At 36.6% G+C, this 13,699-nt stretch carries 13 protein-coding genes; 12 read left to right on the top strand and 1 reads right to left on the bottom strand.

From position 1 onward, the window contains the following. Nucleotide 1 precedes the first annotated feature (1 nt). The 8 genes from traE to N3Z17_RS04950 are packed head-to-tail and all read left to right on the top strand — an operon-like array spanning nt 2 to nt 8,684. Nucleotides 2–547: a type IV conjugative transfer system protein TraE gene (traE, locus tag N3Z17_RS04985; protein ID WP_282471596.1), complete on the top strand. Its 546-nt coding sequence runs from the start codon at nt 2–4 to the stop codon at nt 545–547. Between the two features lie 8 nt (nt 548–555). Then, nucleotides 556–1,377 (top strand): TraK domain-containing protein, encoded by an 822-nt coding sequence (locus N3Z17_RS04980; protein ID WP_282471627.1) that lies wholly within the window; start codon nt 556–558, stop codon nt 1,375–1,377. A 4-nt stretch (nt 1,378–1,381) separates the two neighbouring features. Next, the gene (locus tag N3Z17_RS04975; protein ID WP_282471626.1) at nt 1,382–2,647 is read left to right on the top strand and encodes a TraB/VirB10 family protein; all 1,266 of its coding nucleotides are present in this window, start codon (nt 1,382–1,384) and stop codon (nt 2,645–2,647) included. Beyond that, entirely contained in the window at nt 2,637–3,062 is a 426-nt protein-coding gene (locus N3Z17_RS04970) for a TraV family lipoprotein (RefSeq protein ID WP_282471625.1), read from the top strand. Before N3Z17_RS04975 ends, N3Z17_RS04970 begins: the two co-directional genes overlap by 11 nt. Next, nucleotides 3,052–5,553 carry a type IV secretion system protein TraC gene (gene traC, locus N3Z17_RS04965; RefSeq protein WP_282471624.1) on the top strand — a complete coding sequence of 834 codons (2,502 nt, stop codon included), beginning with the start codon at nt 3,052–3,054 and terminating at the stop codon, nt 5,551–5,553. Before N3Z17_RS04970 ends, traC begins: the two co-directional genes overlap by 11 nt. Beyond that, the gene (gene traW / locus N3Z17_RS04960; protein WP_282471623.1) at nt 5,540–6,256 is read left to right on the top strand and encodes a type-F conjugative transfer system protein TraW; all 717 of its coding nucleotides are present in this window, start codon (nt 5,540–5,542) and stop codon (nt 6,254–6,256) included. Before traC ends, traW begins: the two co-directional genes overlap by 14 nt. Continuing rightward, on the top strand, nt 6,256–7,563 hold the full coding sequence (locus N3Z17_RS04955; protein ID WP_282471622.1) for a TraC family protein: 1,308 nt from the start codon (nt 6,256–6,258) through the stop codon (nt 7,561–7,563). Before traW ends, N3Z17_RS04955 begins: the two co-directional genes overlap by 1 nt. Beyond that, nucleotides 7,560–8,684, top strand: coding sequence for a tetratricopeptide repeat protein (locus tag N3Z17_RS04950; RefSeq protein ID WP_282471621.1), 1,125 nt, complete (start codon nt 7,560–7,562; stop codon nt 8,682–8,684). The genes N3Z17_RS04955 and N3Z17_RS04950 overlap by 4 nt, the downstream gene beginning before the upstream one ends. 2 nt (nt 8,685–8,686) lie before the next feature. Here the strand turns inward: N3Z17_RS04950 and N3Z17_RS04945 are convergent, their stop codons facing one another. Then, nucleotides 8,687–9,013 carry a CCDC90 family protein gene (locus N3Z17_RS04945; RefSeq protein WP_282471620.1) on the bottom strand — a complete coding sequence of 109 codons (327 nt, stop codon included), beginning with the start codon at nt 9,011–9,013 and terminating at the stop codon, nt 8,687–8,689. Between N3Z17_RS04945 and traU the strand changes: the two genes are divergently transcribed. Genes traU through traN form a run of 4 tightly spaced genes read left to right on the top strand, consistent with a single transcriptional unit; the run spans nt 9,008 to nt 13,684 of the window. After that, entirely contained in the window at nt 9,008–10,210 is a 1,203-nt protein-coding gene (traU, locus tag N3Z17_RS04940) for a conjugal transfer pilus assembly protein TraU (protein WP_282471619.1), read from the top strand. The two genes, N3Z17_RS04945 and traU, sit on opposite strands and share 6 nt — an antisense overlap. 17 nt (nt 10,211–10,227) lie before the next feature. Beyond that, entirely contained in the window at nt 10,228–11,097 is an 870-nt protein-coding gene (gene trbC / locus N3Z17_RS04935) for a type-F conjugative transfer system pilin assembly protein TrbC (protein WP_282471618.1), read from the top strand. After that, complete coding sequence (locus N3Z17_RS04930) at nt 11,088–12,269, top strand: hypothetical protein (RefSeq protein ID WP_282471617.1); 1,182 nt, start codon at nt 11,088–11,090, stop codon at nt 12,267–12,269. The genes trbC and N3Z17_RS04930 overlap by 10 nt, the downstream gene beginning before the upstream one ends. Continuing rightward, nucleotides 12,245–13,684 (top strand): conjugal transfer protein TraN, encoded by a 1,440-nt coding sequence (traN, locus tag N3Z17_RS04925; RefSeq protein WP_282471616.1) that lies wholly within the window; start codon nt 12,245–12,247, stop codon nt 13,682–13,684. The genes N3Z17_RS04930 and traN overlap by 25 nt, the downstream gene beginning before the upstream one ends. The last annotated feature ends 15 nt before the right edge of the window (nt 13,685–13,699 follow it).

The raw sequence follows: 13,699 nt of genomic DNA, 5'->3' as shown, positions 1-13,699 counted from the left end.
TATGAGGATAGAAAGGTGGAATCAGAGTGTAGAGAAGTTATTAAAGCAGAGGAATGGGTTTTTAGTAATATCTTTAGGATTGATGATAGCGAATATCATGCTTGGACTAATGTTATTTGGGAAGAATGAGAGGGTGATAATAGTACCTGCGTATATGAAGCAGAATGTGTGGAGTGAAGGGAGTTTAGTATCGGAGTCATATATAGAAGAGATGGCTTTATTTTTTAGTAAGCTGATGTTGGATACAACGCCTGACAGTCATGGATATAGAAAGGATGTGATACTTAGATATGTGGCCCCTCAGCATTATCATGATGTTGAGAAAAGATTAATAAGTGATGCGGAAAGAATGAAGAAAGAGGGAGTAACTACTGTATTTGCGCCAAAAGAGATAATAGTAGATGTTAAGGGATTAAAAGCTGAGATAGTGGGTGTGCTAACGAAATATATAGCAGGATCGAGAATGGGACAGAGTAAGGAGATATATGAGATAGAGTTTGGGTATAGTGGTGGAATATTTATGTTAAAGAATTTTAAAAGTAAATAGGGATAATTATGACAATAACAAAAATAGAAAAAAAGATAATACAAATAAGTAGTGTAAGAGCAAAAGGCGGGAAAAGCAGAAAAAGCGAAAAAAAAGGTAAGGGTTTTAGAGTATTTGATTTTATAACATTTGGGCTTATAAAATTTGGACTGGCGGTGTTTACAATGTCATTGGTAGTATTTGGAGTAAGTGAGGAGGGAGTAGCTGGAACGCAGAAATATGGATTAGAAGAGAATAAAAGGATAGAGGGATATATGTCGAGGAATGAGGCAAATAGAGTAAAAATAGAAGGAGACAGGATAGTTGAGGTAATAGGGCTTGGGGAAGAATTTGGACTTGAGAGTGACGAGAGATTAGGTCAAATATTTGTTAAATTGTTAGATGTAAATAGCAATAAGAATGCAGTATTTACAGTGGTGACGGAAAAGGGGAAGACGCAAGACATAAGTTTAAAATTAAAGAAGGGAGAGGGGGAATTTATACTGATAAGTCAACTTGATTCTGAAAAAGCGAGTGAGAAGCTGATAGGAAGTAAGCATATAAGGCATGATGAGATTGTAAACATGATTAAATATGTTAGGGGAGTCCCGTTAAAAGACAAGGGACAAGGTTATTTGAGTAAAGGTGGACTGGAGATAGAATTTGAAGGAGATAAGGTGGTAGGAAAGTACCGAGTAGAAGTATGGAAGTTATGCAATAAAGGAAAGGGCCAGAAGACATTACATGAAAAGCAGTTTGCTGGAGATGGAGTTGCAGCGATTATGTTAGAAAGCAGGACTTTAAGAGAGGGAGATGAGACGAAATTATATAAAGTAATATATAGTAGGTAAAGTTATGACAAATCAAGAAGTTAATAATCAAGACAAAAGTAAACAGGCTCAAGGAATGAGAATTTGGGGGAGTTTAAGTGTAAGTGGCAAGCAATGGGTGGTAGCAATAGTATTATTTACGGCACTTGGGACAGCTGGATTATTAGTGATGAAGCAAGTAAAGTCTACATGGACTACTGGGGATAGTAAAAAGGAAGAGGAGAAAACACTCTATAAAGGACAGATAGAGTCTGTAGGAGATAAAGTGGATTCAGAAGCTGCGTGGAGGTATCAGCAGGAGAGTAAAATACAAGCATTACAAGATGGAATATCGGGTATTAAGGAAGATTTAACAAAAGCAATCAATGCAAATGAGGAAGAAAGCATAAGAAATAGTGAAATAAGTGAAGTAGAATTATTAAAAGAGGAAATAGCGGCACTTAGGGATTTAATAGGGGGAGTGGCAAATCATGATCGAGTAGGTGGTGCGGGAGAAATGAAGCCATTTATAGAGAAGAAGGAGCAAGGAATAAGAAAAATTAAAATAGAGTTAGGAAGTGGTGATAAGAGGGAGAAAGTTAAGAATAAGGAAGATACTATACCGGCAGGAAGTTTTGCGAAAGCAGTATTACTTGGGGGTGTAGATGCATCAACAGCATTAACATCATCAAGTGATCCAAGGCCTATATTAATAAGATTGATAGATAGGGGAACATTACCTAGGAAGTTTCAAAGTGATTTGAAGGACTGTCATATAGTTGGGAGTGGATATGGAGATTTATCGAGTGAGAGGGTATTTGCGAGGTTAGAAAAGCTAACATGTGTTGAGAGGACGAGTGGAGAAATAATAGAGACGGAAGTTGCAGGATATGTGACAGGAGAGGATGGGAGAGCAGGGATAAAAGGAATAGTGGTAGAAAAGGGAAGGGGATATTTGGCAAAGAGTGTTTTGGGAGGAGTGTTGCAGGGAGTAGCTGGAGTATTTAATCCAAGTCAACCTGCAGTGATAAATCCAATGGGAGCATTTATACCAAAGAGAAGTACGAGTGATAAATTTAATGAGGGGATGATGTCAGGAGCAAGCAGCAGTATGGATAGGTTATCGAAATATTATATAGATAGGGCTGAGAGTATACAGCCGATTATTCAGATTGAAAGTGGAAGAATAGTGGATGTTGTATTTACAGAAGGGGCCGATATTGGAAGTAGTAGAGTCAAAGAGAGATTAAGTATTAAGAGAGAAAAGGAATTAGAAGTATCAAAGCAAGAAGTAAATGATAATGAATATTAAAAAAGGAAAAATCAAAATGAAAAGGGTGATTAAGATGAAAAAAATAATAGTGGTTATAATATTAGTTACGGGTTTAGTTGGATGTAGTGGCAAGAAAGTAACGGAGTGTGGAGTAGGAATGGGAGCTGGATGTAAGTCAGTGACTGAAGTAAATGAGATGGTGACAAAAGGAGAGCTAGGGAAAGGAAAAATTGATTCAATAAAGGAAAATCACGGTAGATTTGTGAGGCTTAGAATTATTGAAGAGTATAGAGGGGAGGTAGAGAATAAAAAATTACAAAACGAAGTAAGAAGGGTGCCGGAGCAGACAGGGAGAGTGTGGATTAATGGATTTGAGGATGAGATGGGAGATTACATAGGGGAGACATATCTATATACGGTAATAGAAGGAGGCAGGTGGGTAGATGTTGAATAATTTAGCAAAAAAGATAGCTCAGTATTTTGGAGAGAGTAGTGAATATGGGACTAACTTAAAAGGAAGTGAGGTAAGGAGGAAAGCGAAAGAGTTTTTAAGTTATCATAGTTTGAGTGATTTATTGCCATATGAAAGTTACGATGATGAGCATGGGTTATTTTTAGGAAGTAGCAGTATAGGATTTATATTTGAGATTGGATTATATGTGGGGAGCGAGGGAAAGTTAGAAAATGAATTATCAGGGTTATTTGGAAGTATATTGCCAGAGGGGTCAAATATACAATTTTTATTATCTGCAATGCCGAAAGTGGAGCACATAATAGATAATTGGAAGGTAAAAGAGAATAAGGGGAGCATAATCGGGAAATTAGAAGAAAAAAGAGCGAAGTATTTTGAGGAGTTGAGTAGAAGGGGTAAGGGGAAGTTTAGGATAAGAGATTTTAGGGGGTTGGTATCGGTATCAATGCCAGTGAGTGAGAAAGGGCCAGTAGTAAGAAGTAAGATTGCGGAATTAAAAGAGCAGGTTAAATCTGCATTTGAAACAAGGAGTGGGGAAGCGCATGTATTTAGGCCTGAAGATTTAATAAGTTATTTGAGTGACATATTAAATTATAATGAGAGTGGTGGCAGGAGTATAGGGGAGTGGAATCCTCATAATGAAATAAAATACCAAATAATAGATAAGGATAAACAGTATGGGTTAAATGCGGATAGTATAACGATGGATGAGGGTGAGTATGAGATGAGATTTTTGAGTGTGAAGAGATATCCGGGAGCGTGGGGATTTGGATTGATGAATAATTTAATAGGAGATCAGTTTAATGATTATCTAAAAATACCATGTAGTTTTCTAATTCATCTGGGGGTTCATATAGAGAATGGAAAACTTAAGAAGACTGGGATGTTGGCGAAAGCATCTAGGGTGGAGTCACAGGCATCATCGCCACTTGGGAATTGGATACCGGCGCTTAAGCGAGAAGCGAAGGAATGGGAATTTGTGAGGGAGCAATTAGAAAAGAATGAGAGGTTGGTAAGGACTGGAATGCAGATAGTACTTATAGATAAAAAAGAGAGTATAGGATCATCTGAGCAAATAGTGAATAGTTTATATAGAGCGAATGGATGGGAGTTAAAGAGAGATAGGTTTGTGGTGATGTTATCACTTAAGAGTATATTGCCGTTATTATGGGGAGAAGATATGGCGTTAGATATGAGTTACTTAAAGAAGTTAAGAACGACACTATCGCATGAGCCTGTTAACATGATGCCACTACAAGGAGAGTCAAAGGGATGTAAAAAGGCAGGAATGTTGCTTGCAGGAAGGAGAGGGCAGTTATACTACTGGTATCCATTTGATGAGAGTTTAGGAAATACAAATTACAATGTATCGGTAGTAGGAAGGAGTGGAGCTGGGAAGTCAGTATTTATGCAGGAGCTTGCGGTAAGTATACTTAGGAGGGGAGGGAAGGTATATGTACTTGATGTGGGAAGGAGTTTTGAGAAGCAGGTGAAGATGTTAGATGGGCAGTTTATAGAATTTAGCACGGAATCGGGATTATGTTTAAATCCATTTAGCAGTATAGATGAGAGGTCAAAGGAGCATATAGAGGATGCGCTATCGGTAATGAAGCCAATAATAAGTATGATGGCAGCACCGAAAGAAGGGACAAGTAGTTATGAAGATTCATTGATAGAGAAGGCGTTAATGGAAGTGTGGAGTGAGAAAGGATCTAAAGCAGGAATTGGAGATTTAGCGGAGTGGTTTTTGAATCAGGAAGAGGATAGAGTTACGTGTCAAAGGATAGGGACGATGTTATTTCCATATACGAGGGATGGAGCGTACGGGAAATATTTTAATGGTAAGGCTAATATAGATTTTAGTGCGAGATTTTTTGTAACAGAATTAGAGGAGTTAAAGAGTAAGAAGGATTTGCAGAGAGTTGTAGTACAGATATTAATGTTACTGATTACAAATCAGGTGATACTTGGGGGAAGGAAGGTAGAGAGTGCAATAATATTTGATGAGGCATGGGATTTACTTAAGGGTAAGCAGGGAGGAGAATTTATAGAGAGGCTTGCAAGAACGCTTAGAAAGTATAGAGGAGCGCTGGTGGTGGGAACACAGAATCTAGATGATTTTTATTCAAGTCCTGGAGCTGAGGCTGCATTTATGAATAGTGATTGGTTATGTTGTTTGAAGCAGAAGAGTGAGTCGATAGCGTTACTTAAGAAGAGTGAAAAATTTAAGATCAATGATTATCAGCAGAAAATGTTAGAGTCGGTAACGTCAAAGCCTGGTGAGTATTCAGAAGTGATGATAATGACATCTGAGCATGCGAGCATAGGTAGATTGATACTTGAACCATTTTCTAGGGTGTTATATTCAACAAAGCCGGAGGAGTATGAGAGAGTTAAAAGATATGAGGGAGATGGGAAGAAGTTAGAAGAGGCGGTAGAACAGGTAGCGAAGGAGATGTATGGAGATGGTTAGGAAGAATTATAGTAAAAACCAGAAAATAGAAGATAAGGTTTATTGGTGGGTTAGAGTTATAACAACAACTGGTATCGCTATAGTAGGGGTAGCGATGTTAATAGTAATATGTTTTTTATTACTTTCAATTAATGCAAAGGCAAAAGATTTTGGAGTGGTTGGAAGGACGAGTGAAATTAAGGAAGTAGATGCGATAGAGGAGATAAAGGGCAAGTTAAGTGATATGGAAGCAAGAGGAGAGTTGGATGAGCATAACGAAAGAATGAAGAAAGAGGTAAGTGGTAGAATTAAGAGTCCCAAATCTTTAAATTTAGGAAGGGTTAGTGAAGTAAGAGAATATGAATACGATCCGAGTATAGAGGTAAAGGAAGATTTAAGAGACGCAAGGGGTATAGTGTTCCATAGGAAGGGAACAAAGGTAAACCCACTGGATGTGGTTAGTATGCCATATGAGTTAATATTTTTTGATGGGGAAGACGAGGATCAATTAAAGTATGTAATTAAAAAATACGAAGAATCAGAAATAAAGCCAAAGTTAATATTAACAGGAGGATCTCCTGTTAAATTAGAAGAGGAGTATAAATTAGATTTTTACTTTGATCAAAGAGGAGTGCTGATAAAGCAGCTTGGGATAAAAGCAGTTCCTGCGGTAGTGAGGCAAGAAGGAAAAGTGCTTAAGATAAAGGAGGTGGAAGTAGGATAATGTATATAAATTCTGAAATGATTATTGCGTCAATAACAATAGGGGGATGTACAGGAGTTCTTATATCTTTAGTGCGGGGATATACAAAGTACAAAAATAGGATAGCTGGTATGTTAAAAACCGCAGAAGAATATAATCAAACCCATCAAGATGAGGCTGACAAATATATAATTGAGGAGACAAACATAACCTCAGGTGTGGAGTTATGGGGTAGAAAGAAAGGTAAGTTTTATTGGTATCCATTTGATAGAGAAATAGTGATTAATAATAATGTTGCAGTAGTAGAGGGTGATCAGAGAGCAAGTAATGATGGATTAAGATTCATGCAAGAGCTGTCAAATAGTATTATAGAGCAGAAGGATAAGGTATGCATATTGGATGCAGGAAGAGATTTTGAGAATGAAGCTCAAAAATTTGGCAAAGAGTATATAAGTATAGCTAATGATAAATATGTATGCATCAACCCATTTAGTGTGCTGAATAAAGAGCAAGAATATTTTGAAGAAGATGGTTTATGGCTGATATCTGCCTTAATTAAGATAATGGTATCAGATGGAAAAGCAGGAGAGCAGAAGGACAATTACGTAAATATGTATCTAATAGAGGAAGGGGTGAAAGGAGTATGGAAGGAAAAAAAAGAAAAAGCAGGAATAAGTGATTTAATCAAATGGATGTTGCAAACTGAAAGTAACCCTAAGGAGAATGCTGAATATATTGCACGCATGTTATCCAGATACGGAGAGACTGGAAAGTATGGCAGATATTTTAATGGAAAGGCTGACTTGGATTTAGAGAGTGATTTTAGTGCAATAAGTTTTGATGAAGTAGAAGAAGTGAAAAAAGTACTAGTTGCAGGGGTGCTTACGTACATTGATGTGAAAGACAAGCAATGCGGATTGAAAACTTACAAAGGTATAATACTGAGGGGGCTGATAGGAGATTTCGAGAATGAAGCAGAGAAAATATTCATAGAAGGATATTTGCGCACTTTAAGGTTACATATGAAGGGGGTGATAGCAAATATTAGTCCACAGGATGAGATATTAAGGTTATTGAATGGGGAAATTAGTAGTGTATGCTGCATGGGCTATGATGAAAAAGCGATAAAGAGGCTTATAGAAGGTAATAAGTATAAGTGGGGTAGGGTCAAAGAAGAAAATAAATGCATTGATAAACATCCTGAATATTTAATCACGGCCGAAAGAGTAACCAAGCGGCATATAGATGAAAAAACAGGGTATTTAGTAGAAGACTCGTCTTTCTGTGTGCTTAGAGGCTCTTTAGCTAAAAGAGAAGGAGGGGTATGAGAATTAATCAAATAGTGCCAATAACTTTGGTAAGTTTTTTAATTATGAGTGGAGCTATAGCGCAAACTTTTGCTCATGATAAAGGAGAAGGAAGTGATAAAAGAGAGGAAGAGTGGAAGATAGAGGCCAAAAAACTTGATGAGCATATGGAAAATCTGGATAAATACGGTGATTATTGTGATGCAATTGCAATTGAAGTAGAGTCCTGGGGGAATAAAGAGCGCTCAAGAAAACGGCAGTTAGATGCGGTATGTCACATTAAGCAGGGTGATTTTATTGAGGGGATTTTTAAATTAAAAAGTGCTTTAAATTATGAGCCAAAGAATGCGAAGATACATAATAGACTTGCAGAATTATATAATTTACAAAAGCAGTATGATAAAGCGATACAGTCTAGTAATGAAGCGATAAAGCTGGATAGCAAACTAGACAGTGCATATGTGAACAAAGGAGATGCATTATGTGGGAAATGCGAATTCACAGCTGCAGGTGCAGAATATAATAAGGCGATAGCACTAAATAAAAAGAATGTTAATGCGTATATAGGAAAAGCAAAAATAGTTGGTTGGGATATAGATAAGATCAAGGAGGGTATAAAGGCATGTGACATAGGGTTAAAAATAGCGCGACCTTATGATAAAAAGAGGATTTTACATAAATTAAAAGGAGATCTATTAGCGAAAAAAGCAGAGCAGTTAGAAAAGAGTGAGATATATCAAAATCCTAGATCAGAAAAAATAGAGATACTATATGCAGCAATCAATGAGTATGGTGCTGCAGGACGAGGGCGTTCTTATAGCGGGGATGAGGAATTGGATTTGGATTCGCTTGCAGGATTGGCAAGATATGATTTAGCAAAAGAATATTTTTTAATAGCAAAAGAGGAGTTAGATAGATTACATAAGCTTTATCCAGATGATAAGAAAATAAAAGAAACATTATTGGCGCTATGTAATTATCCAGGAGTAACATTAAGTAATATTTGTCATGAAAGTGAGGAAAAAGCAGCATCACTTTTTAGTAGCGACGAGTGGACAAAGAAATTGAGTGATTTTGGTAATCTTAAACCTTTGGCTAAAAATACCAAAAAAGAAGGTAAAAGTATAGGTATGGAAGAATGATATTAAAGAAGTTTCAGCGCAATTCCAACTGCAATACCGACGATAGTAAGCATCATAGGGACAATCCATTTAAGCATATCATGTTTAATACTAGAGATACTTTCTTTGAGTTCAGATTTAACTTCAATAATCTTTTTCTCAAGATTAGACTCAACCTTATCAATTTTACCGTCAAGTCTGGCAACCTGTTCACGAGTAGCAAGAATAGAGAGGTCAAAGTCTCTGGACTCAAGAAGGGATTTAACGAGCATTTCAGCTTGTTTTTCATTAAAGCCGCTTTCTTGGAGGCTTTTAATGTATTTATGAGTATCAAAAGTTTTATAATGCATAGTAACCTCTTCGTCTTTCATAAAAAAGTAAGTAGTGTAATTCGTAATTCATGTAATGAATATAGCATAGAGATAGAGATAAATCCAGAAGAAAGCAACATCCATATAGAAGCTCACAGGTGGTATGAAGTCATAAGGTTTGGAAAAAATAGTGGGCCCACCTGTAAGCAACAATGTGACCGATTAAAGTATATAAAACCATTATTACAAGTAATAACGATAATTCTAACCTTAGCAAGTAATTTAGAAAAAGCAAGAAGTGAACCATGTGTTGGTAAATTTGTAAATCCGATTACAGATATATGTTGGAGTTGTATATTTCCAATAAAAATAGGGAATATACCTTTATATTCAGGTGGGAGGGAAGATACGAACAATCCAAGCACAATCCCATGTTTATGTATGAAGGATGTTGGAGGAGTGAAATTACCAGTACCTGGAATACCAATAAGCTTTTGGGAGCCAGCGAGGCTTGCTGATGTTACGAGGACACCATATTGTATGGTGAGTCTTGGAGGGCTCCAGTTAATGAAGAGCGCTAAGAAGCATGGGAGTGTGGCAAGGAAGAGTAATAATGAGGCACTTAAGCATAGTTTTTATCATGTACATTGGTATATATATCCACTTATCTATTGGTTAGAGTTATTGACGGATTTTGTATGTTTAGAGCAAACATCTATAGATGTTGCGTATTTAAGTGAGTTTGATCCACTTTGGAATAATGATGAGTTAAATGCAATATTAAATCCTGAGGCGATATTATTTGGGAACCCGATAGCACAACTTGCATGTAGTGCAGATTGTATGATGGCAACGAGTGGATTTTCATCAGATAATTTATTTTGGTGCGCAGGATGTGATGGAGGGTTATATCCATTCGGAGGGTTTATAGAGAATCATGTAGGAGGAGTGCAGGCGAGTAGTTTAATAGTGGAAAAGGTGATTGCAAGGTTACATAGAGTAGGGCTTGCATGGGATACTGTGAGTAATGTGTGCAAGAAGCAGTTGGCGGTTAAGGTTAAGAAAACGCAGTATAAATTACAAATGACATTCCCGATACCAAATAGTACGGGTGGTATGTGCTGCAATCCATTCGGGAGACTGAGTGCAATATGGGGAGCGGGGAGAGAAATACCAGGGAATGGAGAAGATTTTGGGTATTTGGTATGGCGCAAGAAATATTGCTGTATTATGTAAATATGGTGATTTAGAAAATGAAAATAAATTTAAAAAAAGAGTTTTTAGCTGAAGAGCCTTTAAATTTGGTGGTGAGCAAGAAGGTAATAAAGAAAGCAATAAAGAAAGCAATGGCAGTATTGTTACTGTGTTTTTTAGGATGTTTGCAATTGGTAAATAAAGTAGAGGGTAGAGAAATAATAGGAGAGATGGGATTAGGAGAGATTACGGAAGCAGGAGCAAAAAAAGCAATACAATATGAGGGAGAGGTTAGGAAATATGATAATCCTAAAGTATTGGAATTAAATAAGAAGGAAGTTAATAAATATGTAAATGATGCAACAGAAAAAGCAAAGGAATATGCCAAAGAATCATATGAGCTAAAAAGGAAGAGTTTTAAAGGAGTGGATGAATATATAAAAGAAACGAAATTATTTGAAGGTGCTGGTGCTGTAGATGCTACAGATGGAAAAAATAGCAGTAGTGAAATTTTGGGGTTTAGTAATAAATGTAGGAAATTAGTTTTTGTATCATTGTCATTAAGTGACAATAACCTGGAAAATATAGTGAGAGAAGCAAAGGTAAGGGGGTGGGTACCAGTGATGAGAGGATTTAAGGAAGGAAGTTATAAAAAAACAGCAAAGTATTTGAGTGAGATGATGAGGAAGACTGGATATGGAGTTGTAATAGATCCTGAGAGTTTTAAAGAATTTGAAGTGAAGGTGGTGCCAACATTTGTTATTGCTGGAGTTAAGGAGGGTGGATGTAGCAAGAATGAAGAAAAAGGTAATTTAGGTGCAGATACGGTAAGTTGCAATGGCACAAAGTATAATAAGATAGCAGGGAATGTAAGCTTTGAGTATGTGGAAGGTGTATTTAATAAATCTGGTGAAATGGTATGTGGTTAAAAAAGCCAGTTAGCGTTGAAAGAAGCAAAAGTAAAATTGCAATTTTATTAATATTGAACGTAGTGATATTAATGGAAGTGAAGCAAGTTAAGGGAGAAGAATATAATTTTAATTACATAGATGATTATAAAAAAGAAGCAAAAGAGTATGTGGGGGAGACTGGTAAGGGAGAGCTTAGTAATCAAGTAAAGGAATTAGACGGATATACAGAGAAGCCAAAGGAATCAGGATACAGTGAGTATGAATTAAGGTCAAAGGGAGACGCTAGGGTAAAGGGACAAGAGAAGGATGAAAACGAAGGAGTGAGGGAAGCGATAGGAGCTGCAAAGAGTTCGTATGCAGAGAATCCGCATAGGTCAAATTACACAGCAGGGAAATTACAGCATAAAGAATTTATAAAAAAGAGTGATGCGGTAACTTCTAATCCGATATCAGGATTGAATGTAGAAGGAAAAACAGAGTGTAAAATAGCGGATAAGAATGTGGGAGGTGAGAATGTAGAGTTTGAGGAATATTATGTAGATGTGGAAGATAGTAGGTTGATAAGAGAGAATAAGAAATGTGAAGAAGATGAGGATAAGTTATTTTATTGCGAGCGAAGTATAAAAAATATGGGGGAATGCATAGAAAAAATGGATTGTGGATATGATGCAGGAGGAATGGTGCAAGGAAGTATAGATGGGAATATATTTTGGAGAGCAAATTACCCGAATTTGTATTTAGGGACAATAGATAAAGTGCGAGATAGTGGAAGATGTCATATAATTGATAAAAACATAAATTTTATAGTAAAGAATAAAGATATTATAAAGGAATTCAGAGTAACTAACATACAATACAGTGATTGGATCAGAATATCAGTAAATGGGGTGCAGGCATATAATAGTATGGGTGGGGATGGACCATATTGGAGAGAAAGAAGTTGGCATGGAGGATATGGTGAATTCACAAATTTACATTCAGGAAGTGTAGTAAGAACGTGCAATACAAAAAGATTCTATAACACGAGCCCAAACGTGGATTTAGTGCCGTATTTAAGGGATGGAAATAATACTATTAGAATAGAATTGGCATTTGGGAATAGTGGAAGATTATATGTTGAGTTAAGAGCAACTCAATATTGTTGCACAAGGTGGGGTAGTGATGAATGGGATGGAGATTGTCCGCTATGATAATAAAAGATGATAAATTGGTAAAAATGGAAAGTACGGGATCTTTAGGACGCACATATTTTAAAATTCCGCTACTTGGAATTGCGCTAATAATAGCATTAATAATTATTTTAATAATTGAAGTTAATGCAAAAGAAAAAAGTGTTGGAGTATCAGGAGAGGGTTATAAAGTAAGTGAAGATATGGATGAGGTGATAGAAAAAGCAAGGAAAGAGCGAGAAGAAAAAGAAGTAGAGTTAAATGGGAAGTGTGAGAGAGTTGGAAGAGATTGTATAGAGCCAGGAGCAAGTAGGGTAATAAATGGAAAAACTGTTTACAGGGACTGTTGGAGATATAAGGATGCATATAGATGTAAGAGATATGCAAGGAATAACTGCACGCAATATGATGATGCATCATATTGCCAGCTAAAGAGTACAGAATGCAAAAAGAAGGTGGGAGATTGGTGTGTAGCGCAGAATAGAGTATATAATTGTGAAGAAAGTGAGAAATATATAAGAAAGGAGAAGAGGTATAGGCCTCCATCATTTAAAAGGGATAACATAGAGGAGAGAAAAAGAGTTGTGTGTGGGGAGGAAATAAAGTGCATAGATGGAAAATGCTTTGATATGAGTTACAAGGCAAATGATGAGATGGGGAACGCTGCAGGGATGTTGGCTACACTTAAGGAGATGCAGGGTGAGTGGAAAGCTAATGGTTCGGTGTTTAAGGGTAATAATGAAAAATGTGATAAGAAAATAGGAGGATATACAAATTGTTGTACGAAGTTAGGAGGATGGGGAAAGATGTTAGGAGCAAAATGTAGCGCAAGAGATAAGAATCTGGCGAAGATGAAGCAGGAAGAAAGGTGTGTAGAAATTGGGACATTTTGTAGTAGTAGAGTATTGGGAGCGTGCATAATAAAAAGAACAACATATTGTTGTTATGATTCGAAAATAGCGAGGGAGATAAATAAGCAATCTAGGGAGAAAGGATTAATAAATAAGGGATGGGGAGATGTAGAGTCACCTAATTGCACTGGGTTTAGCATAGAGGAATTGCAGGGGATAGATTTTGAGAAGATAGATTTTGAGTTTTTGTCTGAAGATATTAAGAAAAAGAATATATGGAGCAGGATGGGAGATATGAAGAAGGCGCTTGAGCATACGCAAAGATTAATGGAAGGAGAGATTAATACAATTAAAAACGATGTGATGGCAGAGGGTGGTGTAGGTGCAGCTAAAAATGACACAGAAGATATAAATGAGCAGATAGATGATCAGAAGTTATATGAGAAGAAGTTTGCTGAAGCAGAAGATTTAAATGAAAGTAGGCAGAAGAAGCCAGATGGGAGAGATAAGAGCAAAGATACAAAAGATGAGGAGACTTTATACAATAAGGAAGAGTATAAAAATAGGGATCATGGAGGGTTATAAATGTTAATAATGGCG

The sequence above is a fragment of the Candidatus Bandiella numerosa genome (genome assembly GCF_029981845.1).
In the GTDB taxonomy this organism is placed as follows: domain Bacteria; phylum Pseudomonadota; class Alphaproteobacteria; order Rickettsiales; family Midichloriaceae; genus Aquirickettsia; species Aquirickettsia numerosa.
The sequence above is the reverse complement of the archived record's forward strand: the minus strand, read 5'-3'. Positions and strand labels throughout refer to the sequence as shown.

What these genes read in the sequence shown, in the direction of transcription:
- trbC (WP_282471618.1), top strand. Translation starts at nt 10,228, where the DNA reads ATGAAAATAAATTTAAAAAAAGAGTTTTTAGCTGAAGAGCCTTTAAAT.
- N3Z17_RS04980 (WP_282471627.1), top strand. Translation starts at nt 556, where the DNA reads ATGACAATAACAAAAATAGAAAAAAAGATAATACAAATAAGTAGTGTA.
- traU (WP_282471619.1), top strand. Translation starts at nt 9,008, where the DNA reads ATGCATAGTAACCTCTTCGTCTTTCATAAAAAAGTAAGTAGTGTAATT.
- N3Z17_RS04955 (WP_282471622.1), top strand. Translation starts at nt 6,256, where the DNA reads ATGTATATAAATTCTGAAATGATTATTGCGTCAATAACAATAGGGGGA.
- traC (WP_282471624.1), top strand. Translation starts at nt 3,052, where the DNA reads ATGTTGAATAATTTAGCAAAAAAGATAGCTCAGTATTTTGGAGAGAGT.
- traW (WP_282471623.1), top strand. Translation starts at nt 5,540, where the DNA reads ATGGAGATGGTTAGGAAGAATTATAGTAAAAACCAGAAAATAGAAGAT.
- N3Z17_RS04930 (WP_282471617.1), top strand. Translation starts at nt 11,088, where the DNA reads ATGTGGTTAAAAAAGCCAGTTAGCGTTGAAAGAAGCAAAAGTAAAATT.
- traE (WP_282471596.1), top strand. Translation starts at nt 2, where the DNA reads ATGAGGATAGAAAGGTGGAATCAGAGTGTAGAGAAGTTATTAAAGCAG.
- N3Z17_RS04970 (WP_282471625.1), top strand. Translation starts at nt 2,637, where the DNA reads ATGAATATTAAAAAAGGAAAAATCAAAATGAAAAGGGTGATTAAGATG.
- N3Z17_RS04945 (WP_282471620.1), bottom strand. Translation starts at nt 9,013, where the DNA reads ATGCATTATAAAACTTTTGATACTCATAAATACATTAAAAGCCTCCAA.
- N3Z17_RS04950 (WP_282471621.1), top strand. Translation starts at nt 7,560, where the DNA reads ATGAGAATTAATCAAATAGTGCCAATAACTTTGGTAAGTTTTTTAATT.
- N3Z17_RS04975 (WP_282471626.1), top strand. Translation starts at nt 1,382, where the DNA reads ATGACAAATCAAGAAGTTAATAATCAAGACAAAAGTAAACAGGCTCAA.
- traN (WP_282471616.1), top strand. Translation starts at nt 12,245, where the DNA reads ATGGGATGGAGATTGTCCGCTATGATAATAAAAGATGATAAATTGGTA.